The sequence below is a fragment of the Pseudomonas sp. PVC-3-1 genome (assembly GCF_057444315.1).
In genome coordinates this window covers 5,699,019-5,721,114 of sequence record NZ_CM172023.1, presented here as the reverse complement: position 1 = coordinate 5,721,114, position 22,096 = coordinate 5,699,019, and the positions used below count along the sequence as shown (strand labels likewise).

Below are 22,096 nucleotides of genomic sequence, written 5' to 3'. Positions count from 1 at the left end.
GCAATGGCGGGCCTTTTTTATGGACGGGTGTTTCTCTTGCGGCCTTTGTTCATCGGGTGCCAGTGAGGCTTACGTCAGATTCTGTGATTTATCTGAAACGTAGGCACCGACTGTCAGCTCTTGGCCGCGCTGACACCTTCCAAGGTGGCAAAGGAGGTGTCCTTCGCTGTCAGCAGGAAATCCCGCATGAACGGCGCGTCCAGCATGTCCGCGCGGATAGCGGCGAACAGGGTGCAGTACAGGCCTTTCTCGCCCAGGCGCTTGGCAGTCACGTAGCCCCGCGAGCTGTATTCGTGCAGCGCCCAGTTGGGCAGGCTGCAGACGCCGCGGCCGGAAGCCACCAACTGCATCATCATCACCGTCAGTTCCGAGGTGCGTACTTGCGCAGGCTCCACGTCGGCCGGCTCGAGGAAGCGGGTGAAGATGTCCAGTCGATCACGTTCGATGGGGTAGGTGATCAGTGTCAGGTTGGCCAACTCTTCCGGGACGATGTAGGACTTGCCGGCCAGCGCGTGGTGGTTATCCACCGCCAGCAGTGCCTCGTAGGTGAACAGCGGCACGTAGGTAATGCCGGCGATTTCCACCGGGTCGGAAGTCACCACCAGGTCCAGGTCGCCGCGGGCCAGGGCCGGCAGCGGGGCGAAGGAGAAACCGGAAGCGAGGTCCAGTTCCACTTCCGGCCAAGCGTCGCGGAACTGGTCGATGGTCGGCATCAGCCATTGGAAGCAGCTGTGGCATTCGATGGCCATGTGCAGGCGGCCGGCGGTTCCGCCGGCCAGGCGCGCGAGGTCGCGTTCGGCGCCGCGCAGTTGCGGCAGCACGGCGTCGGCCAGTTGCAGCAGGCGCAGCCCGGCGCTGGTGAAGCGCACCGGTTTGGTCTTGCGGATGAACAGGGACAGGCCGAGGCGCTCCTCCAGTTCCTTGAACTGGTGGGACAGGGCGGACTGCGTGAGATGCAGGCGTTCGGCGGCTTCCACCAGGCTGTCGGCTTCGCGCAGGGCATGCAGGGTTTTCAGGTGACGGAGTTCAAGCATGGCGCGGCCTCGCCTCAATATGAGGGAATCTTGATTAAACGGCGGATCAATTGAGCTGCTCTCATGATAAGTCGGCGGCTGGCGCTTCACCAGTCCGGCTCTCACCAACTCAGGTAGAACATGCCTTTGGCCAACAGGACGATCAGTACCACATGGGCAAACACGCTGTAGTGAATACGCCGCGAGCGCTGGCCGCTCATGCGTCCTGCCCGAAACGAGTACATGGCGAAGATGAAATGGCCTAGGACGCTGGCGGCCAGCAACAGTTTGAGGCTGAGCAAAGTGGCGAAGGACGTTGCCAGCGGATCGACCAGCAGCGGCGCATAACGCAGGTGCAGCATGCCCAGGCCGCTGCCGAAGAGCGTCAGGATCACCCAAGGCATGACCCGGCGCAGGCGACGCCCCAGCGCGCCCTCCACCATCCTCATCGCCCGCGCCGGCACATGCTGGTGCACGCTCTCCAGGATAAGCACCTCGAAGAACACCGTGCCGACGAACATGATCGCAGCGAACAGGTGCAGCACCAGCAGGGCGGGATAGGCCATGACGAAACTTCCGCGCGAGGGGTTCCTATCTTCGCGACTGTCAGGGCCAGCCTCCCTTGATCCCTGTCATGGGAAACCCCGGAAGCGTGGGGAAGTGCCGTTGGCGACCGCTCGGCGCCTTTCATCAAACTGTCACGGAGCTGTGGCAGAGCGAACGTCGGAAATTCATCAGAATCGCTATCCACTGGGGTTTTGCGTTCCGGATTTTCACTCATGCGTGCTTTTCTACTGGCAGCCGCTCTGTTCTGCGGCCTGTCCTCCATCTCTATTGCCGATCGGGCCGTTGCCGCGGATCGTTGCGATGCGCGGGTGCCGACCGAAATGGTCGATCTGGGCGACGTGCGTCTGGCCTACCAGAGCATCGGCCGTCCCCAGGACCCGACGCTGCTACTGGTCATGGGCCTGGGCGGTCAACTCATCCACTGGCCGGATGAAGTAGTCGAAGCGCTCTGCCAACAGGGTTTTCGGGTGATCCGCTACGACAACCGCGATGTCGGCCTGTCTTCCTGGCGCGTACCTGCACCCAGCGGCAACCTGACCTACGAAGTGATTCGCTATCGGCTCGGTCTGCCCGTCAGCGCGCCCTACAGCCTGACCGACATGGCCGGCGACGCGCTGCATCTGCTGGACGCCCTGCATGTGGAGCGCGCCCATGTGCTGGGTGCAAGCATGGGGGGGATGATCGCCCAGCACGTGGCCGATCTCGCTCCGGATCGCGTCATCAGCCTCACCCTGGTCATGACCAGTTCCGGCGCCGAAGGCCTGCCGGCGCCCAGTGAATCCTTGCTGCGACTGCTCGCGCGGCGTGAAGCGGCCAGCCGTGAGCAGGCCATCGAGCAGCAGGCTGACCTGTTGGCCGCCCTCGGCAGCCCGGAAGTGCGTGACGACCGCCAGCAATTGCTGGAACAGGCGGCGCGCTCCTACGACCGCGCCTTCAACCCCGAAGGCGTACAGCGGCAGATGCTGGCGATCCTCGCCGAACCGAGCCGCGTGGAGTTGCTCAATCGCCTGAATGTGCCAACGCTGGTCGTCCACGGCACCGCGGACCCGCTGCTGCCGGTGATGCACGGCGTGCACGTGGCCGCGCATATCCGTGGTTCGGTGCTCAAGCTGATTCCGGGGATGGCGCATCGCTTCCAGGAGGATTTCAAGGAGCCACTGCTGGGGGCGGTGCTGCCTTATCTGCGTGAGCATCAGGGTGGTGGGCACGTCGCTCAGCTCTGATGTTTTTGTAGGAGCGGACTCTGTCCGCGATGTGCAACCCGCCAGTTCGGAGCTGTCCGAAATCGATCGCGGACAGAGTCCGCTCCTACGCTCCCTGTGAGATTAAGCCTTCCGGCAGGCTGTAGCGTTCAGCGAAATACTGTCGCAGGAACTCCACCGCCACCCGCACCTTGGCCGAGCTGGCCAGGGGCGCGGCGTACACCGCCCAGATGTCCGCCTGCTGCTGGTACTCCGGCAGCACTTGCACCAGGCGCCCGTCCTCCAGGCTGTCATGCACATCCCACCAGGAGCGCAGCAGGATGCCGCGCCCGTCGATGCACCACTGATGAACCACTTCGCCATGGTTGGATGACAGTGGCCCGGTCACCTTCACGCTTTCCTCGCCGTCCGGCCCTTGCAGGTGCCAGATGCCGAAGGGGTGGTCGCGCTCCTTGATCACCAGGCAATCGTGTCCTGCCAGTTCCGCCAGTGCGCGCGGTGTGCCGCGACGTTCCAGATAGGCGGGAGCGGCGCAGAGTACGCGGCGATTGCGCGCCAGGGGGCGGGCGATGAGGTTCGGATCGATCTCGTTGCCGACCCTGACGTCCAGGTCGAATCCTTCGCCGATCAGGTCCACCAGCCTGTCCTGCACATCCAGCCGGATATCCAGTTGCGGGTGGCGCGTGGCGAGCTCCGACAGGGCGGGGGCGACGAAGCGGCGGCCCAGTCCCAGGCTGCTGGCGATGCGCAGCTGGCCGCTGGGCTCTCGGTGCAATGCTGACACGTCATCGCCCATGCGCTGCACCGAGTCGAGGATGCGCAGCGCCCACTGGTAGACCCGCTCGCCATCCTCGCTGACCGAGACCCGGCGGGTGGTGCGGTGCAGCAGGCGCACGCCGAGGTCCTCTTCCAGCAGGCGGATGCGCTTGCTGACGAAGGCGGCGGACATGCCCAGCTCGCTGGCCGCGGCGGCGAAGCTGGAGCGGCGGGTGACATGGATGAAGACCCGCAGGTCTTCCAAGTTCGGCAGATTGTTCACATTTCGTGTTTCAAGAATCAACGGTCGATCTGATTATGTTTGTTTCGTCGACTTATAGCATGGCCCGCGCTGCTTCTTTCTTCTGACCTGCGAGGTGCCCCATGAGCAAGACCTACAGAATCGCCGCCATTGCCGGAGACGGTATCGGCCAGGAAGTCCTCCCCGAAGGTTTGCGCGTCGTCCAGGCGGCCGCGCGCAAACATGGCCTGGCGCTGGAGTTCGAGCATTTCGAATGGGCCAGCTGCGACTATTACCTGGAGCACGGCAAGATGATGCCGGACGACTGGTTCGAGCAACTCAAGGGCTTCGATGCGCTGTTCTTTGGCGCGGTCGGTTGGCCGGACAAGGTGCCGGACCACATTTCCCTCTGGGGTTCGCTGCTCAAGTTCCGCCGCGACTTCGACCAGTACGTGAACATTCGCCCGGTGCGCCTGTTCCCCGGCGTGCCCTGCCCGTTGGCCGGGAAGAAGCCCGGCGACATCGATTTCGTGGTGATTCGCGAGAACACCGAGGGCGAGTATTCGTCCCTGGGCGGCCGCATGTTCGAGGGTACCGAGAACGAGTTCGTCCTGCAGGAATCGGTGTTCACCCGCCGCGGCGTCGATCGCATTCTGAAGTACGCGTTCGACCTGGCGCAGACCCGGGAGCGCAAGCGCCTGACTTCTGCCACCAAGTCCAACGGCATGGCGGTGAGCATGCCGTACTGGGACGAGCGCACCGCCGCCATGGCCGCCAGCTATCCGGATATCACCTGGGACAAGCAGCACATCGATATCCTCTGCGCCCGCTTCGTTCTCCAGCCGGAACGCTTCGATGTGGTGGTGGCCTCCAACCTGTTTGGCGACATCCTCTCCGACCTCGGCCCGGCCTGCGCGGGCACCATCGGTATCGCCCCCTCGGCCAACCTCAACCCCGAACGCAAATTCCCTTCGCTGTTCGAACCGGTGCATGGCTCGGCGCCGGACATCTTCGGTCAGAACATCGCCAACCCTATCGCCATGATCTGGTCCGGCGCTCTGATGCTCGACTTCGTTGGTCAGGGTGATGCGCGCTACCGCGCCGCCCATGACGAGATTCTGGCGGCCATCGAGCAGGTCATCGCCCAGGGGGCGGTCACTCGTGACATGGGGGGGCAGTTGTCGACCCAGGCGGTGGGGACGGCAATTGCCGAGATCGTTAGCAGATAAATCCTGACTCTGTGGCGATCACGCATGAAATGCCCGTGGCTGTATGGCTGCGGGCATCAAGGGGGAGAGCACGAGGCGATGGAGAGCTCTTGCGCCCTGCGTCGATTCATCGCAGACTGTTAACCAATGGATAGTTGTTAACTGATGGTTAATTAAAAGAGAGTCAAACGGCTCGCTGATCCTTCATCCGCTGCCTGCGTCGGATGCGAAACAACAACAAAAAACGTCCCAGGAGACGCCTGATGTCCCCCTTGATGTCCCGCAACAAGAAGAAGGTCGATGTTTTCCTGATTTCCATGAGCCTGGTCGCAGTGCTGCTGACCGTGATCGGGCTGGCTGCGTTTCCGACCCAGGCCGAGCAAGCCGCGAACCAACTGTTCGAAATTGCCACCCGTACCTTCGGCACAGCCGTGCAGCTGCTGATCTTCGGCAGCTCCCTGGCTGTGCTCTACATCGCCTGCAGCAAGTACGGCCACATCCGCTTCGGCAGCGGCAAGCCGGAATACTCAACGGCTACCTGGGTGTTCATGTTCATCTGCGCCGGCATGGGGTCTTCCACGCTCTACTGGGGCGTGATGGAGTGGGCGTACTACTACCAGACGCCAGGCCTGAACATCGCGCCGCAGTCCCGTGAAGCGCTGGAGTACAGCGTCGGTTACTCCTTCTTCCATTGGGGCATCAGCGCCTGGTCGATCTACGCGCTGGCCTCGCTGGCCATGGCCTACCACTTCCATGTGCGCAAGAAGAGCGGCCTGAACCTGGCCTCCATCGTCGAGGCCGTCACCGGCTTCAAGGCCACCGGCCCGGTGGGGCGTGTGGTCGACCTGATCTTCCTGCTGACCATGATGGGCGCGCTCACCGTGTCCCTCGCGCTTACCGCCTCGACCCTGACCCGCGGCCTGTCCGGGTTGGTGGGGACACCGGACACCTTCTTCGTTCAGGTCATGGTGATCGGCGTGATCGCCGTACTGTTCTCCCTGAGCTCCTACATCGGCATCGACGGCGGCCTGCAGAAGCTGAGCAAGATCGTCTGCTACGGCGCGCTGGTGTTCGCCGCGGTGGTGCTGCTGGTCGGCCCGACCCAGTTCACCATCAACAACACCGCCAATGGTTTGGGCCTGATGATCCAGAACTACGTGCACATGAGTCTGTTCACCGACCCGGCCGGCGATGGCGCCTTCACCCGCAACTGGACGGTGTTCTACTGGCTCTGGTGGGTGTCCTACGCGCCCGGCGTGGCGATGTTCGTGACCCGTGTTTCCCGCGGCCGGCAGATCCGTGAAGTGGTGTTCGCCCTGCTGCTGGGCGGCAGCTTCGGTTGCTGGTTCTTCTTCGGTGCGCTGGAGAGCTACAGCATGCACCAGTTCATCACTGGCGCCATCGACGTGCCGAAGATCCTCAGCGAGCAGGGCGGCGAAAGCGCCGTGGAAGCGCTGCTGCTGGGGCTGCCGTGGGGCAAGCTGTTCCTCGCCGTGTACCTGTTCATCATGGCTGTATTCTGCGCCTCGCACATGGACGCCGCTGCCTATGCCGTGGCTGCCACCAGCACTCGCAACCTGCAGGAAGGCGACGATCCGACTCCGACACACCGGCTGTTCTGGGCCATCACCCTGACCCTGGTGCCGCTGGCCATGCTGTTTGCCAAGGCCTCGCTGTCGACCATGAAGACCGCCGTGGTGCTGACCGCGATTCCCTTCACCTTGATCCTGCTGGTGAAGGTCTATGGCTTCTTCAAGTGGATGCTCCACGACTACGGCTCGATGCCGGCCTATCGCATCGAAGAGGAAGCCGCCGCCATGGCGCTGGAGGGACAGCCTCCGCTGGCACCGGCTCCGCAGGACGAGTCCGTCGCCGACAAGGTGGCGCTCGCCCAATGAATCCTGCGTGGCGCCGCCAGCCCGAGGGCGGTGCCACCGGCAGGCTTTTTTTTGCCTGCGCTGTTAACCATCGGGTTGCAGTTAACTAACAAGTAAAGACCGCGCGTTGCGCGAGTCGATGAAAGCCTGGAGATATCTGATGACCGACTTCGAACGCCTGCCCGCCGACTTCTGCCGTGACCATGAGCGCGCCTTCACCATTCCGGCGAACTTCTACACCAGTGACGCCGTGTTCCAGCACGAGAAGGAAAAGATCTTCGCCCACAGCTGGATCTGCCTGGGTCACCGCAGTGAAGTGGCCGAGAAGAATGCCTACATCGTCCGCGAGGTGATCGGCGAGAGCATCATCGTTGTCCGTGGCCGCGACGACGTGCTGCGCGCCTTCTACAACGTCTGCCCACACCGCGGCCACCAATTGCTGGAGGGCACCGGCGGCATTGCCAAGAACGTCATCGCCTGTCCGTACCACGCCTGGACCTTCAAGCTCGATGGCGAGCTGACCCACGTGCGTAACTGCGACCAGGTCGAAGCCTTCGACAAGGGCGACTTCAGCCTGGTGCAGCTCAAGGTCGAGGAGTACGCCGGCTTCATCTTCGTCAACATGGACCCGAACTCCGGCAGCGTCGAAGACCAGTTGCCCGGCCTGCAGGCACGCATGCGCGACGCCTGCGCGGTGATCGATGACCTGCACCTGGCCGCGCGTTTCGTCAGCAGGACCCCGGCCAACTGGAAATCCATCGTCGACAACTACATGGAGTGCTACCACTGCGGCCCGGCGCACCCCAGCTTCGCCGACTCGGTGGACGTCGGCCAGTACGGCCACACCCTGCACGGCAACTGGACGCTGCAGTACGGCATCGCCAAGTCCTCGGAGCAGTCCTTCAAGGTCGACGAGTCGGTGACCGACCCGTCCTTCGCCGGCTTCTGGGCCTGGCCCTGCACCATGTTCAACGTGCCGCCGGGCGCCAACTTCATGACCGTGATCTACGAGTTCCCGGTCGACGCCGAGACCACCCTGCAGCACTACGACATCTACTTCCTCAACAAGGACATCACCGAAGAGCAGCAGAAGCTCATCGACTGGTACCGCGACGTGTTCCGCCCCGAAGACCTGCGCCTGGTGGAGAGCGTGCAGAAGGGTCTCAAATCCCGCGGCTACCGCGGCCAGGGCCGGATCATGGTGGACAAGCAGCGCACCGGCATCAGCGAGCACGGCATTGCCCACTTCCACAACCTGATCGCAGTGTCGCACCTGGACTGAGGCTTCCCGGCCCGCGGGCCGGACCTTGCGTAAAGCCCGCCCCGCGCTGTCGCGGGGCGGCAACCCATAAGAACAGAGCTGCCGCGCCTGAGGGGGCGGCGGAGGCGGGTGGCGAAAGCGCCCGCGAGATTGCAGTTGAGGTGAACCATGGCCAATTCCTACGAGATGTTCAGCGTGCGCGTGACTGCCGTGGAGCAGGCGACCCCGCAGATCAAGCGCTTCACCCTGGCGCGCACCGATGGCCAGCCAATGCCGGCCTTCACCGGCGGCAGCCATGTGATCGTGAAGATGGCCGGCGGCCTGAGCAATGCCTACTCGCTGATGAGCGATCCGCGCGACCTTGACCACTACCAGATCGGCGTGCGCCTGGAAGAACAGTCCAAGGGCGGTTCGGCCTTCATGCACCAGCAGGTGGAAGTCGGCAGCGAGCTGACCATCTCCACCCCGAACAACCTGTTCGAGCTCGACCCCACGGCCGGGCGCCACGTACTGATCGCTGGCGGCATCGGCATCACGCCGTTTCTTTCCCAGTTGCATGAGCTGGAAGGTGGCACCGTTCCGTACGAACTGCACTATGCCTTCCGCAGCCCGGAGCACGGTGCGTTCCGGAGCGAGCTGGCGGGCAGCCCGCATGCCGCCAATGTGCGTTTCTACGTGGACAGCGAAGAGCGCCGGCTCGATCTCTCCGTGTTGCTCGGGTCGCTGGCGGCGAATGATCACGTGTATGTCTGCGGGCCGAAACCGCTCATCGATGCGGTGATCGAGGGCGCGAAGAAAGCCGGCATTGCCGACGCCCGTGTGCACTTCGAACAGTTCGCCGCCGCTCCCGCCAGCGGCGGCGCCTTCACCCTGGTACTGGGCCGTTCCGGTCGCGAACTGCGTGTAGAGGAGGGCATGACCATCATCCAGGCCATCGAGAACGTGAAGGCCGCCCAGGTGGATTGCCTGTGCCGCGAAGGTGTCTGCGGCACCTGCGAGACGCGCATCCTTGAAGGTGAGGTCGAGCATTTCGACCAGTACCTCTCCGACGAGGAAAAAGCGTCGCAGCAAACCCTGATGCTCTGCGTCTCCCGCGCCCGCGGGGAGCGGCTGGTGATCGACCTGTAACTTCCTGGCCTTGATGTAGGAGCGAGCTTGCTCGCGAACCCACTGCGTAGTCGGGTTTGTTCGCGAGCAAGCTCGCTCCTACAGGTCTAGTGCTGTCATCCATCGGTTTACAGCTGTGTATACTGCGGCCCTTGATCACCTCCAGGGACCGCGCCACCGATGATGGAAAACAGCTTCGCCTTCCGTCTCAAGGAACTGCTCGAACTCCACAAGCTGACGCTGCAGACAGTGGGCACGGCGCTGGGGATCTCGCGCACGGCGGTGCACAAGTGGACCAAGGGCGGCGAGATCGACTACGACAATCTGCGCAAGCTGGCGGACTTCCTCAAGGTCAACTGGCTGTGGCTGCGTTACGGTGAGGAAGCCCTGCGCAGCGTGCAGGACGCCGAACCCGTCGAGCTGCCGATGACCGACCTGCGCCGGCGCTACACCGCCGAGATCATGGAGAGCGAGACGCGCATGAAACTGGCCCAGGAGGGCGCGCGGATCGTCACCTGGGAATGGAACCTGATCAGCGACGAGGTGACCTACTCACCCAACGTCGAGGCAGTCTACGGCTGGCACGTCAGCTCGAATCACGAGTTCTGGAGTCACCTGCCGGCCGAGGACGTGACAGCGGTGCAGGCGATGTACGACCGCGCCGCGGCCGAGGGCAAAGGCTGCGAGTGCGACTTCCGCATCGTCCAGCCCGACGGCAGCCTGCGCTGGATCGCCTCGCGCGCCACGGTGGTCAACGATGCCGTTGGCCGACCGCTGAAAATGGTGGGCATCAGCATGGACAACACCGAGCGCATGGCCACGGAGGAGCAACTGCGCAACAGCGAGGAGCGCTTCCGCGCCATCTTCGAGCTGACCTGGGGCGCGCTGGCCTACATCGGCCTGGACGGCAGCTGGCAGCGCGTCAACGGCAGCCTCTGCGAACTGCTGGGATACCGCGCCGAAGAGCTCTACGCCATGACCTTCCAGGCGATCACCCATCCCGACGACCTGGCGACCAACCTCGAACTGCTGCGTCAACTGCTGGCCGGGCACTTTGACCGCTACGTGGTGGAGAAGCGCCTGCGCCGCCGCGACGGCGAGTACGTCTGGGTGCGGGTGCGCACCTCGCTGCAGCGCCATCGCCAGGACGGCCTGCCTGATCACCTGATCAGCGTCTTCGAGGACATCCGCGCCGAACGCGCCGAGCGCGAGCGCCTGCAGGCGCGCATTGCCGAGCTGGAGGTTCAGCTGGCGGCGCGCGGCTGACTCAGTGCAGGCGCACCCAGACGAATACCAGCAGCGAAGCTGCCACCAGCCAGGCCAGCGCGGCCATCGCCAGCGACAGTTCCAGGCGCATGCGGTCCACCATCAGGTAGAGCGCGGCGAGGTAGACGAAGTAGGGAATGATCGACCACATACCGAACAGGATGGTGGTCTTCAAGTCGTCCAGCGAACGGCTCTTGCCGACGATGTAGTGGGCGATCAGGGCGAAGGTGGGGAACAGCGGCACCAGGCCGGCGATGTAGTAATTGCGCGTCTTCGACAGCGCGGCGAGGATCAGCACCACGCCGGCGCCGATGGTTGCCTTGAGGATCAGGTCCACGTCGTTCTCTAGCTGGCGACGCCACCGGGGCGTTGGCGTCGGGGGGATTACTCGGTGGATTATCCGCGAGACTGGCTGCCCACTCCAATTCGACGTTCAGGCGACCTGTGTACTCGGTTCCAGCGGGCTTTCGCTGCGCAGGAACTGCTCCAGGCGCTCCCGCTGCCGGGCATTGAGGAACAGGCCGAGCTTGGTGCGGCGCCAGAGAATGTCGTCGGCGTCGCGCGCCCATTCCTCGCGCACCAGGTATTCCACTTCCCGCGCATAGAGGCCGGCGCCCAGGTGTTCGCCCAGTTCGCTGAGGTTGTGTGCGCCGTCCAGCAGTTTCCAGATGCGGCTGCCGTAGGTGCTGGCCCAGCGCCGGGCGAGGGCGGGGTCGAGCTGGCGCAGGCGTTCCATGAGCTGGATGGCCAGGTCTTCCACAGTGGTCATGGCTTCGCCGCCGGGCAGCGGGGCATTGGCGGTCCAGCTCGCTTTCATCACGCCGGCAAAGTGCCGCGCCAGTTGATCCAGTGCGGCTTCGGCGAGCTTGCGGTAGGTCGTCAACTTGCCGCCGAACACCGAAAGCAGCGGCGCCTCGCCAGGGGTGTTGTCCAGCGCCAGGGTGTAGTCGCGGGTGACGGCGGATGGGTCGTCGGACTCGTCGTCGCACAGCGGGCGCACCCCGGAGAAGCTGCGCAGGATGTCCTGGCGGCTCAACTGACGCTTGAAGTGGGCGTTGACCACATTGAGCAGGTAGTCAGTCTCTTCTTCGCTGATGCTGATCTGCGCCGGATCGCCCTTATATTCGCGGTCGGTGGTGCCGATCAGGGTGAACTGACGCAGGTACGGAATGGCGAAGACGATGCGCCGATCCTCGTTCTGCAGAATGTAAGCGTGCTCGCCGTCGTACAGGCGCGGCACGATCAGGTGGCTGCCCTGGATCAGGCGGATGCCGTAGGGCGGTTTCTGCCGCAGCTCCTCACGCAGGAAACGGTCGACCCAGGGACCGGCGGCGTTCACCAGCGCGCGGGCGCGGATCGAGTAGAGGCTGCCGTCGTGGCGTTCCAGGTGCAGGTGCCACAGGCCCTTGCTGCGCCGGGCGCTGACGCAACGGGTGCGCGGGTGAATATGGGCGCCGTTCTCGCGGGCGGCCATGGCGTTGAGCACTACCAGGCGTGCGTCGTCCACGGAGCAGTCGGAATACTCGAAACCACGGGTGATCTCGGTCTTCAGCGGGCTGTCGATACCGAAGCGCAGGCCACGGGAGGCCGGCAGTTTTTCGCGTTTGCCCAGGTGATCGTAGAGGAACAGGCCGGCGCGGATCATCCAGGCCGGGCGCAGGTGCGGGCGGTGCGGCAGCACGAAGCGCAGTGGATGGACGATGTGCGGGGCCTTGGCCAGCAGCACCTCGCGTTCGGCGAGGGCTTCGCGGACCAGGCGGAATTCGTAATGCTCGAGGTAGCGCAGGCCGCCGTGGATCAGTTTGCTGCTGGCGGAGGAGGTGTGGCTGGCGAGGTCGTGCTGTTCGCAAAGGAACACCGACAGCCCGCGCCCGGCGGCATCCGCCGCGATCCCAGCACCATTGATGCCGCCACCGACGACGGCCAGGTCATAGACTTCGGCCAGGGGCGCGTGGCGCTTGCTGGTTGGGTGCATGGAGACCGCCTTGGGGATTGAAAGTGAATCTTTTGATGTTCGTTTTCGAAAATATCCTAGTTCAATGAACGGAATGTGACCAGCCTTCGGCGCGAACTCGCGCAGGCATTCGTCTGAATGTTCGAAAATGAATGGGTGAGGGGCTCAGACCAGGTCGAGCTGGACCTTGTGCTGGTGCAGCAGGCGCGCCACGGCGGCGGGCGGCGGGCTGTCGGTGAACACCCGGCTGACCAGGGAGATCGGCCCCAGGCGCACCATGGCGTTGCGCCCGAACTTGCTGGAGTCGGCGGCAAGGAACACCTGCCGCGCGTTGTCGATGATGGCGCGGGAGACGCGCACTTCCTGGTAGTCGAAGTCCAGCAGGCTGCCGTCCTCGTCGATGCCGCTGATACCCACCACGGCGAAATCGACGCGGAACTGCTCGATGAAGTCCACCGCCGCCTGCCCGACTACGCCGCCGTCGCCGCGCACGGTGCCACCGGCGATCAGCACTTCGAAGTCGTCCTTGCCGGCGAGGATGCTGGCAACGTGCAGGTTGTTGGTGATGACCTTGAGGTTCTGGTGGCCGAGCAGGGCGCGGGCGATGGCTTCGGTGGTGGTGCCGATGTTGATGAACAGTGAGGCGTTGTCCGGGATGTGCGCGGCGATGGCCTCGGCGATGCGCTGCTTCTCATCGCGCATCTGGTCGGCGCGGGTGTTGTAGGCGGTGTTCTCGATGCTCGAATCCCAGGCTGCCCCGCCGTGGTAGCGGCGCAGCAGGTTCTGTTCGGCGAGCTGGTTGATGTCGCGGCGGATGGTCTGCGGGGTCACGGCGAACTGCTGGGCGAGCTCCTCGATGCTCAGGTAGCCGCGTTCACGGACCAGGTCGAGGATGCTTTGCTGGCGGGGGGGCAGGTTCATTCGCTGTGCTCGTGAGGACGGGCCGAAGGGGCAAGGATGCCGGAGTGGGCAGGGTATGTCATGAACTTGTAGGAGCGAGCTCGCTCGCGAACCCCGCTTGGCACCTTGGCATCAGGCGGTTCGCGAGCAAGCTCGCTCCTACAAAGAACCTGTCGCGTCAGTCGTCGGCGGCCCAGTCGCGAGTGCGCTCCACGGCCTTCTTCCAGCCCTTGTACAAGCGCGCGCGCTCGGCCTCGTCACAGGCCGGCTGGAACACCCGCTCGATCACCGCTTTGTTCTTCAGCTCGTCCAGGCCGCCCCAGAAACCGCAGGCCAGCCCCGCCAGCACGGCCGCGCCGAGGGCAGTGGTCTCGCGCATCTGCGGGCGCTCCACCGCAGTGCCAAGGATGTCTGCCTGGAACTGCATGAGGAAGTTGTTGGCCACCGCGCCGCCGTCCACGCGCAGGGCGCGCAGTGGCTCGCCGGCATCCTGCTGCATGGCGTCGAGCACGTCGCGGGTCTGGTAGGCGATGGATTCCAGGGTGGCGCGGATCAGGTGATCGGCCTTCACCCCACGGGTCAGGCCGAACAGTGCGCCACGGGCATACGGGTCCCAGTAGGGCGCGCCGAGGCCGGTGAAGGCGGGGACCAGGTAGACGCCGTTGCTGTCCTTCACCTTGGTGGCGAAGTACTCGGAGTCGTGGGCGTCGTTGATCACCTTCAACTCATCGCGCAGCCACTGCACGGTGGAGCCGCCGTTGAACACCGCGCCTTCCAGCGCATAGGCCACTTCGCCGCGCGGGCCGCAGGCGATGGTGGTGAGCAGGCCGTGGGTGGACTTCACCGCCTTGGCGCCGGTGTTCATCAGCAGGAAGCAGCCGGTGCCATAGGTGTTCTTCGCCTGGCCCGGCTCCACGCACATCTGGCCGAACAGCGCGGCCTGCTGGTCGCCGGCGATCCCGGCGATGGGCGTGCGGTGCACGCCGAGACCGCCGACCTTCGCGTGGCCATAGATTTCGGAAGACCCGCGTACCTGCGGCAGCATGGCGCGCGGCACATCCAGCGCGGTGAGCAGGCGCTCGTCCCAGTCGCACTTGTGGATATCGAACATCAGGGTACGCGAGGCGTTGGTATAGTCGGTGACGTGCACCTCGCCCTCGGTAAGCTTCCAGATCAGCCAGGTGTCGACCGTGCCGAACAGCAGCTCGCCGCGCTGGGCGCGTTCGCGGGCGCCTTCGACGTTATCGAGGATCCACTTCAGCTTGGTGCCGGAGAAGTAAGGATCGATGACCAGCCCGGTGGTGTCGCGGATGTGCTGTTCCAGGCCGTCGCGCTTGAGCTGCTCGCAGATAGCCGCGCTGCGCCGACACTGCCAGACGATGGCGTTGTGGATCGGTCGGCCGGTGGCCTTGTCCCATACCAGGGTGGTTTCGCGCTGGTTGGTAATGCCGATGGCAGCCACTTCGGCGACGCTGATATTGGCCTGGGCCAGCGCCTCGACGAGGGTCGAGCTCTGGGTTGCCCAGATTTCCATCGGGTCATGTTCGACCCAGCCCGGCTGCGGGTAGATTTGCGCGAACTCGCGCTGGGCCGTGCTGACCACGTTGGCGTCGTGGTCGAAGATGATGGCGCGCGAGCTGGTGGTGCCCTGATCGAGGGCGACGATGTATTTCTTGTTCTTCAGGTCGGTCATGCGGGCGGCCTTGTGCGGATTCCGTTCGGCAGTCCCGGCCACGCGGGCCGGAAGGTGAATGGCGCAGACCATACGGGATTCGTCCGTGTCGGTGAAGCGAACACCGTGCAGTGCAGCACGCCTTGGCATACTGTTATGCGCTGGAAAGCCGCTTGCGAGAAGCCCGCCGATCATGACCCCCGCTATCGACCTGCTGAAGAAGAACCGCGCCGAACACCATGTGCTGAGCTACGAGCACGACCCCAAGGCGCCGTCCTACGGCCTGGAGGCCGCCGAGAAGCTCAACCTCGACCCGGCGCGCGTATTCAAGACTCTGCTGGCAGCGAGCGAGAAGGGCGAGTTGCTGGTGGCGGTGGTGCCGGTGGCAGGCACGCTGGACCTCAAGGCGCTGGCTCATGCGGCAGGCGTGAAGAAGGCCGACATGGCCGACCCCACTGCGGCGCAGCGCGCCACCGGTTACCTGGTCGGCGGCATCAGCCCGTTGGGGCAGAAGAAGCGCCTGCGTACCTTCATCGATGAATCTGCCCAGGGCTTCCCGACTATCCACGTCAGCGCCGGGCGCCGTGGGCTGGAAGTGGAGCTGAGCGCCGAGACGCTGGCCGGGCTGACTTCGGCAAAGTTTGCGCCCATCGGGCGTAGCTGACCGGTCGAAAGCGAAGACTGTTCGGTCCATTCTGTACGGTTCGCCGCCCGTCTGCTTCTGTCATGCTCGGCCATCACTTACAAGGAGATCGCCATGCTGCTCGACTTCCATCAGGTGGACGCCTTCACCGACCGTCCCTTCGCCGGCAACCCGGCCATGGTCTACCGCCTCGACGGCTGGCTGAGCGACGAACTGATGCAGAAGATCGCCGCCGAGCACAACTTGTCGGAGACCGCTTTCCTGGTGCGCGAATCCGAAGGCTGGCGTATCCGTTGGTTCACCCCGACCGCCGAAGTGCCGCTGTGCGGCCACGCGACCCTGGCCAGCGCCCATGTGCTGTTCGAGGTGTTCGATGAGCCGGGCGAGGTGCTGGAGCTGAATTCCCTGTCCGGACCGCTGCGCGTTACCCGTGAGGATGGTCGGTTGGCGCTGAACTTCCCGGCGCAGCCGCCGAGCGAAACCGGCACCACCGTGGAGCTGGCCAGCGCACTGGGCGTGGATGTGGTGGATGCCCTGAGCAACGCCTCGCATCTATTGGCGTTGCTGGAGTCCGAGCAGGCCGTGCGTGAGTGCAAGCCCGACTTCGCCGCTCTGGCGCGCCTGCCTTACCTGGGCGTGATCGTCACCGCGCGCAGTGATGACTATGACTTTGTTTCGCGCTTCTTCGCCCCGGCCATTGGTCTCAATGAAGATCCGGTGACCGGCGCTGCCCACTGCAGCCTGATTCCCTACTGGTCGGGTCGCCTGAACAAGCTGCAGATGCGCGCATTCCAGTGCTCCGAGCGGGGCGGCGAGCTTTGGTGCCGCCTGGAAGGCGACCGAGTGAGCATCGCCGGCTACGCGCGCCTGGTGGCCAGCGGTCGTCTGCTGGTTGTTTGATCTGTGACCGGGGGGGCTTCCCGCTCCCTGGCGTAGGCTGGCCTTCACTGAATACCGTGCCCCTCTGGCGCGGTTCGCAGATTCGGAGGCAGGCCCGTGGCCATTCTGCTCATCGCTGACTATCACCGCACCGACGGCTCCGCCGTTCTGGCTCCCGCGACCCTGAGCGCGCTGACTGCCGCCCGGCAGATCGGCGGCGAGGTGCATCTGCTGCTGGCCGGTAGCGTCCTCGACGAACTGGCCGCGCGTGTCCGTGCCATTGATGGCGTTGACCGCGTGCTGCTGGCGGACGATCCCGCCTACGACCATCTGCTGGCGGAAAGCCTGTCAGCGCTGGTGGTGCAGCTTGCGCCGCGCTACAGCCATATCCTCGCGCCGGCCACCGCGGTGGGGCGCGATTGCCTGCCGCGGATTGCCGCTCTGCTGGATGTGGACGCGGTATCCGACGTCATCGCTGTCCTCGACCACCAGACTTTCCAGCGCCCGATCTACGCCGGCAACGCCATCGCCACCGTGCGCTGCGAGGCGGCGGTGAGCGTGCTGGGCATTCGTCCCACTGCATTCGATCCGGTTGCCCTTGGCGGCGGCAACGCCGAACTGGAACGCATCGGCGGTCCGGGCGATCTCGGTCTGGCGCAGTGGCAGGGCGAGGAGCATCCGGACTTCGAGCGCCCCGCGCTGGAGTCGGCGAAAGTCATAGTGGCCGGTGGGCGTGGTCTGCAAACCGAAGAAGGTTTCGCTGCGCTCTATCCGTTGGCGGATCGTTTGCACGGTGCCGTCGGCGCTTCGCTGGCGGCGGTGGACGCGGGCTTCGCGCCGGCAGAATTGCAGATCGGCCAGTCCGGGCGCATCGTTGCGCCGGAGTTGTATCTGGCCGTAGGCATTTCCGGCGCGGTGCAGCACGTGGCGGGCATGAAGGACGCCAAGGTGATCGCCGCGATCAACCTCGACCCGGACGCGCCGATCTTCGAGATTGCCGACTACGGTTTGCAGGGCGACCTGTTCGAGTTGCTGCCCGAACTTGAGAAGGCGCTCGCCTAGAGCGCCACACTGCCCTGGGCCGGGAACAGTACCAGGTGCTCGGCGGCGACGCCGATACCGACCTCATCGCCCGGCTGGTGGTCGGCGTGGCTGGGGAAGAGCGATTCGAGCTGAGTGCCGGTGGGCAGTTGCAGACGATAGAGCGTCGCCGCGCCGAGGAAGGACTTGCCGACAATCCGTGCCTTCAGTGCGCCATCGGCAGCCGGCACCAGGTCGTCAGGGCGCAGCAGTACATCCACCGCACTGCCATCCGGCAGGCTGTAGGCGCGGTTGCCGCGTAGCAGGCCCAACTCGGTCTGCACCGCATCGTTGCCGTGCATCTGTCCGCGAATGAAATAACCCTGGCCGACGAAGCTGGCAACGAAGGGCGTCTGCGGCTCGTGGTAGAGGTTGAACGGGGTGTCCCACTGTTCCAGCAGGCCGTTGCGGAACACGCCAACGTGATCGCTGACGGCGAAGGCTTCTTCCTGGTCATGGGTGACCAGGATCGCGCTGGTGCCGCGCGCCTTGAGGATGTCACGGACCTCGTGGCTGAGCTGGCGGCGCAACTCCACGTCGAGGTTGGAGAAGGGTTCGTCGAGCAGCAGCAGTTGCGGCTGCGGCGCCAGCGCGCGGGCCAGTGCCACACGCTGTTGCTGGCCGCCGGAAAGTTCGTGAGGGAAGCGCAGGCCGAGGCCGTCGAGCTTCACCAGTTCCAGCAACTCGCCGACGATGCGCTCGCGCTCGGGGTGCTTGCGGATGCCGAAGGCGATGTTGTCCGCCACCGACAGGTGCGGGAACAGTGCGTAGTCCTGGAACACCATGCCGATCCGGCGCTTCTCCGGCGACAGGGTGAAGCCGGGGCGGGAAATCACCTCGCCGCCCAGTTCGATGCGCCCGCTCTGTACTGGCTCGAAACCGGCGATGGCGCGCAGGGTCGTGGTCTTGCCGCAGCCCGAGGGGCCGAGCAGGCAGCCGATGTCGCCGGCGTTCAGGTGCAGGCTGACGCCTTGCACCACACGCTGCTGTTCATAGCCACAGGAAAGATCGTCGAGGTTGAGCAGCAGCGTTTGGGTCATCGGACTCGAAGTGGGGCTTAAGCGTAGTGCGCGTGCTCGACCAGCAGTTCGAGCAGGGCTTTCTGGGCGTGGAGACGGTTTTCCGCCTGGTCCCAGGCCACGGAGCGCGCGTCGTCCAGCAGGTCTTCGCTGATCTCTTCGCCACGGTGGGCCGGCAGGCAGTGCATGAATAGTACATCCGCCGCCGCGCCGTCGAGCAGCTCACGTGTTACCTGATATGGCTGGAACAGGCGCAGGCGCGCGGCCGCTTCGTCTTCCTGGCCCATCGAGGCCCAGACGTCGGTGCTCACCAGGTGTGCGCCGGCTACCGCCTCACGCGGGTCACGGAAGATCTTCACGCGCTCGCCGGCCAGTTCCATCAGGGCGGCGTTCGGCTCGTAGCCTTCCGGGCAGGCCACGTTCAGTTGGAAGTCGAAGCGGATGGCTGCCTCGATGTAGCTGTTGCACATGTTGTTGCCGTCGCCGATCCAGGCCACGGTCTTGCCGGCGATGCTGCCACGGTGCTCATGGAAGGTCTGCATGTCGGCCAGCAACTGGCAGGGGTGCAGGTCGTCCGACAGGCCGTTGATCACTGGCACGCGGGAGTTCTCGGCAAACTCGATCAGGTTGCTGTGGGCGAAGGTGCGGATCATCACCGCATCGACCATCCGCGACATCACCCGTGCGGCATCGGCGATCGGCTCGCCGCGGCCCAGCTGGGTGTCGCGCGGGGAGAGGAAGATGGCCTGGCCGCCGAGCTGGATCATGCCGGCTTCGAAGGAAATCCGCGTCCGCGTCGAGGCTTTCTCGAAAATCATGCCCAGCACGCGGTTCTTCAGCGGTTCGTAGAGCACACCTCGGTCTCGCAAGTCCTTCAGCTCGGTGGCGCGGCGGATCAGACCGAGCAGTTCTTCGGTCGTGTAATCCAGCATCGAGAGGAAGTGACGTGCGCTCATGGTTCGTACCTACTACTTATTCTCAGAATCAGGCCGAGGTACCGACCGGCTTTCGTGAGAAAAAACGGGCTGAACCTGCGGCGGGACCGCATGGAGCGGAAAATGGGGGAAGGCGCGATCCTATAAGGAAATGACGGATCTACGCAAGTTTCGCCCGGAAGGCCCGTCGGGCGGGGTTTCTCCATGGTCGTTCCTGATGCCCGGGGATTCACCCGACGGAAGCTGGTGGTGCTGCGCCAGGACTGGATTCATAGTGCTTTGCACCCCACGACCGGCCCCATGAGGCGCCGGCGACAACAAAAACGAGGCGAGCCATGAGCAAGACCCTCCACCACCGTGCGTGCCACCTGTGCGAGGCCATCTGCGGCCTGACCATCGAGACCGAGGACGAGCGCATCCTGTCCATCAAGGGTGATGCCCAGGACAGTTTCAGCCGCGGCCACGTCTGTCCCAAGGCAGTAGCGCTGCAGGACATCCAGAACGACCCCGACCGCCTGCGCCAGCCGGTGCGCCGCGTCGGCAGCGAATGGCAGCCGATCGGTTGGGATGAGGCTTTCGAGCTGGTCGCCACCCGCCTGGCGGAGATTCGTGAGCGCCACGGCAACAACGCGGTGGCGGTGTACCAGGGCAATCCCAGCGTGCACAACTATGGCCTGATGACCCATAGCAACTACTTCCTCGGCCAGTTGAAGACCCGTAATCGCTACTCGGCGACCTCGGTGGACCAGCTGCCGCATCACCTGGTCAGCCAGCAGATGTTCGGCCATGGCCTGCTGATTCCGATTCCCGACATCGACCACACCGACTTCATGCTGATCCTGGGCGGCAACCCGCTGGCCTCCAACGGCAGCATCATGACCGTGCCGGATGTGGAGAAACGTCTGAAGGCGCTGAAGGCTCGCGGCGGCAAGCTGGTGGTGGTTGACCCACGCCGTACCGAGACGGCGGCAATTGCAGACCAGCATCTGTTCGTCCGCCCTGGTGAGGACGCCGCGTTGCTGCTGGGCATTCTCGATACGTTGCTCAGCGAAGGGCTGACCCGTGAAACGTCCCTGCCGGTGAGTGGCCTGGATGCAGTGCGCGAAGCACTGGCGCCGTTCAAGGTTGACGCCATGGCCGCGCGCTGTGGCGTGCCGGCTGATGAAATCCGCCAGCTGGCACGGGCGTTCGCCGCCGCCGACAAGGCCGTCTGCTACGGACGCATGGGCGTTTCGACGCAGGTCTTCGGCAGCCTGTGCCAGTGGCTGGTGCAACTGATCAACCTGGTCACCGGCAACCTCGATCGTGTCGGCGGCACGCTGTGCACCACGCCGGCCGTTGACCTGGTAGCGACCACCGCGGGTGGCGCGTTCAATCGCTGGCAGAGTCGCGTGTCCGGCCTGCCCGAGTACGGCGGCGAGCTGCCCGTGGCGGCGCTGGCCGAAGAGATGCTGACCGAAGGCGAAGGGCAGGTGCGCGCGTTGGTGACGGTGGCCGGCAACCCCGTGCTGTCCACGCCCAACGGCCGGCGCCTGGAACAGGCGCTGGACGGCCTGGAGTTCATGCTCAGCGTCGATCTGTACATCAACGAAACCACCCGCTACGCCGATCTGATCCTGCCGCCCACCGCACCGCTGGAGCACGACCACTACGACACGACCTTCAACGTCTTCGCGGTGCGCAATGTCACCCGTTTCAACGAGGCGATCCTGCCCAAGCCCGAGGGCGCGCTGCACGACTGGGAAATCTTCGTCGGCCTCGCCAAGGCCTACGCCGCGCGCCAGGGCGCCGAGCTCAAGCCGACTATGGCGCCGGAGCAGATGATCGAGATGGGCCTGCGCTTCGGCCCCTACGGTGATGCCAGCGAGCACAAGCTCAATCTGGCGCGGCTGCGCGAATACCCGCACGGGCTGGACCTGGGCCCGCTGCAGCCGAACCTGGCGCCGCGCCTGAAGACCGCCAGCCGCAGTATCGAGGCGGCGCCGGAGATATTCCTGAATGATCTGCGTCGCTTCGCCGATACCCAATCGCCGGCGGTTGACCAACTGCTGCTGATCGGGCGTCGCCACGTGCGCAGCAACAACTCGTGGATGCACAACTATCACCGCCTGGTGAAGGGCAAGCCGCGCCATCAGCTGCTCATGCACCCGCAGGACCTGGCCTCGCGCGGGTTGGCGGACGGGCAGAAGGTGCGGGTGCGTTCGCGAGTCGGCAGCATCGAAATCGAGGTGGCGGCCAGTGATGAAGTCATGGCCGGTGTGGTCAGCCTGCCCCACGGCTGGGGCCACGGGCGGCCGGGTGTGCAACTGTCCATCGCCCGCGAGCAGGGTGGCGCCAGTGCCAACGACCTGACCGACGAGCGCCATCTCGATGCGCTCTCCGGCAACACCGCGCTCAACGGCGTGCCGGTGGAGGTCGAGGCGGCCTGACAGGCTGTCGCAGGGTATTTGCAAAGCCGAGCGTTGCACTCGGCTTTGCAGTACAATGCGCCGTACCGTGCCGGCCTATGCCCCGAG

Annotated in this window: 19 protein-coding genes; 10 read left to right on the top strand and 9 right to left on the bottom strand. The window is 64.8% G+C overall.

Annotation, left to right across the window (positions count from 1 at the left end; translation table 11 throughout):
- Window positions 1-113 precede the first annotated feature (113 nt).
- Together metR and AC2T4A_RS26295 are read right to left on the bottom strand one after the other, a co-directional pair.
- On the bottom strand, window positions 114-1,034 hold the full coding sequence (metR, locus tag AC2T4A_RS26300; protein ID WP_486742158.1) for a transcriptional regulator MetR: 921 nt from the start codon (window positions 1,032-1,034) through the stop codon (window positions 114-116).
- A 101-nt stretch (window positions 1,035-1,135) separates the two neighbouring features.
- Window positions 1,136-1,579: a CopD family copper resistance protein gene (locus AC2T4A_RS26295; protein WP_486742157.1), complete on the bottom strand. Its 444-nt coding sequence runs from the start codon at window positions 1,577-1,579 to the stop codon at window positions 1,136-1,138.
- A 213-nt stretch (window positions 1,580-1,792) separates the two neighbouring features.
- Between AC2T4A_RS26295 and AC2T4A_RS26290 the strand changes: the two genes are divergently transcribed.
- On the top strand, window positions 1,793-2,803 hold the full coding sequence (locus AC2T4A_RS26290; RefSeq protein ID WP_416747913.1) for an alpha/beta fold hydrolase: 1,011 nt from the start codon (window positions 1,793-1,795) through the stop codon (window positions 2,801-2,803).
- 85 nt (window positions 2,804-2,888) lie between these two features.
- Here the strand turns inward: AC2T4A_RS26290 and AC2T4A_RS26285 are convergent, their stop codons facing one another.
- The gene (locus tag AC2T4A_RS26285) at window positions 2,889-3,821 is read right to left on the bottom strand and encodes a LysR substrate-binding domain-containing protein (protein WP_486742156.1); all 933 of its coding nucleotides are present in this window, start codon (window positions 3,819-3,821) and stop codon (window positions 2,889-2,891) included.
- Window positions 3,822-3,922: 101 nt separating this feature from the next.
- On the opposite strand from AC2T4A_RS26285, the gene AC2T4A_RS26280 reads away from it, so the two are divergent.
- From AC2T4A_RS26280 to AC2T4A_RS26260, 5 genes are all read left to right on the top strand, one after another.
- Window positions 3,923-5,008 (top strand): tartrate dehydrogenase, encoded by a 1,086-nt coding sequence (locus tag AC2T4A_RS26280; RefSeq protein ID WP_486742155.1) that lies wholly within the window; start codon window positions 3,923-3,925, stop codon window positions 5,006-5,008.
- A 242-nt stretch (window positions 5,009-5,250) separates the two neighbouring features.
- On the top strand, window positions 5,251-6,885 hold the full coding sequence (locus AC2T4A_RS26275) for a BCCT family transporter (protein ID WP_416747919.1): 1,635 nt from the start codon (window positions 5,251-5,253) through the stop codon (window positions 6,883-6,885).
- A gap of 139 nt (window positions 6,886-7,024) precedes the next feature.
- Window positions 7,025-8,146 carry an aromatic ring-hydroxylating oxygenase subunit alpha gene (locus AC2T4A_RS26270; protein WP_416747921.1) on the top strand — a complete coding sequence of 374 codons (1,122 nt, stop codon included), beginning with the start codon at window positions 7,025-7,027 and terminating at the stop codon, window positions 8,144-8,146.
- 147 nt (window positions 8,147-8,293) lie between these two features.
- Complete coding sequence (locus AC2T4A_RS26265; protein WP_486742154.1) at window positions 8,294-9,253, top strand: PDR/VanB family oxidoreductase; 960 nt, start codon at window positions 8,294-8,296, stop codon at window positions 9,251-9,253.
- 159 nt (window positions 9,254-9,412) lie between these two features.
- Window positions 9,413-10,498: a helix-turn-helix domain-containing protein gene (locus tag AC2T4A_RS26260; protein WP_416747925.1), complete on the top strand. Its 1,086-nt coding sequence runs from the start codon at window positions 9,413-9,415 to the stop codon at window positions 10,496-10,498.
- Window position 10,499: 1 nt separating this feature from the next.
- Here AC2T4A_RS26260 and AC2T4A_RS26255 read toward each other — a convergent pair whose 3' ends face one another.
- The 4 genes from AC2T4A_RS26255 to glpK form a co-directional block, all read right to left on the bottom strand.
- The gene (locus AC2T4A_RS26255; protein ID WP_171039360.1) at window positions 10,500-10,826 is read right to left on the bottom strand and encodes a GlpM family protein; all 327 of its coding nucleotides are present in this window, start codon (window positions 10,824-10,826) and stop codon (window positions 10,500-10,502) included.
- A 105-nt stretch (window positions 10,827-10,931) separates the two neighbouring features.
- Window positions 10,932-12,473 carry a glycerol-3-phosphate dehydrogenase gene (glpD, locus tag AC2T4A_RS26250; RefSeq protein WP_478377064.1) on the bottom strand — a complete coding sequence of 514 codons (1,542 nt, stop codon included), beginning with the start codon at window positions 12,471-12,473 and terminating at the stop codon, window positions 10,932-10,934.
- A 144-nt stretch (window positions 12,474-12,617) separates the two neighbouring features.
- Window positions 12,618-13,373 (bottom strand): DeoR/GlpR family transcriptional regulator, encoded by a 756-nt coding sequence (locus tag AC2T4A_RS26245; protein WP_416747929.1) that lies wholly within the window; start codon window positions 13,371-13,373, stop codon window positions 12,618-12,620.
- Between the two features lie 157 nt (window positions 13,374-13,530).
- Window positions 13,531-15,045: a glycerol kinase GlpK gene (glpK, locus tag AC2T4A_RS26240; protein ID WP_416748092.1), complete on the bottom strand. Its 1,515-nt coding sequence runs from the start codon at window positions 15,043-15,045 to the stop codon at window positions 13,531-13,533.
- A gap of 172 nt (window positions 15,046-15,217) precedes the next feature.
- On the opposite strand from glpK, the gene ybaK reads away from it, so the two are divergent.
- The 3 genes from ybaK (at window position 15,218) to AC2T4A_RS26225 (ending at window position 17,608) form a co-directional block, all read left to right on the top strand.
- Window positions 15,218-15,688, top strand: coding sequence for a Cys-tRNA(Pro) deacylase (gene ybaK / locus AC2T4A_RS26235; protein WP_416747931.1), 471 nt, complete (start codon window positions 15,218-15,220; stop codon window positions 15,686-15,688).
- Between the two features lie 93 nt (window positions 15,689-15,781).
- Window positions 15,782-16,567, top strand: a complete 786-nt coding sequence (locus tag AC2T4A_RS26230; RefSeq protein WP_416747933.1) for a PhzF family phenazine biosynthesis protein — start codon at window positions 15,782-15,784, stop codon at window positions 16,565-16,567.
- A 96-nt stretch (window positions 16,568-16,663) separates the two neighbouring features.
- A complete protein-coding gene (locus tag AC2T4A_RS26225) occupies window positions 16,664-17,608 on the top strand; it encodes an electron transfer flavoprotein subunit alpha/FixB family protein (protein WP_416747935.1) in 945 nt (314 codons plus the stop codon).
- Here AC2T4A_RS26225 and AC2T4A_RS26220 read toward each other — a convergent pair.
- Together AC2T4A_RS26220 and argF are read right to left on the bottom strand one after the other, a co-directional pair.
- Window positions 17,605-18,666 (bottom strand): ABC transporter ATP-binding protein, encoded by a 1,062-nt coding sequence (locus tag AC2T4A_RS26220; RefSeq protein WP_416747937.1) that lies wholly within the window; start codon window positions 18,664-18,666, stop codon window positions 17,605-17,607. The two genes, AC2T4A_RS26225 and AC2T4A_RS26220, sit on opposite strands and share 4 nt — an antisense overlap.
- A 17-nt stretch (window positions 18,667-18,683) precedes the next feature.
- Window positions 18,684-19,601 carry an ornithine carbamoyltransferase gene (gene argF, locus AC2T4A_RS26215; protein ID WP_416747939.1) on the bottom strand — a complete coding sequence of 306 codons (918 nt, stop codon included), beginning with the start codon at window positions 19,599-19,601 and terminating at the stop codon, window positions 18,684-18,686.
- 314 nt (window positions 19,602-19,915) lie between these two features.
- Between argF and AC2T4A_RS26210 the strand changes: the two genes are divergently transcribed.
- The gene (locus AC2T4A_RS26210; protein WP_416747944.1) at window positions 19,916-22,009 is read left to right on the top strand and encodes a molybdopterin oxidoreductase family protein; all 2,094 of its coding nucleotides are present in this window, start codon (window positions 19,916-19,918) and stop codon (window positions 22,007-22,009) included.
- Window positions 22,010-22,096: the final 87 nt, after the last annotated feature.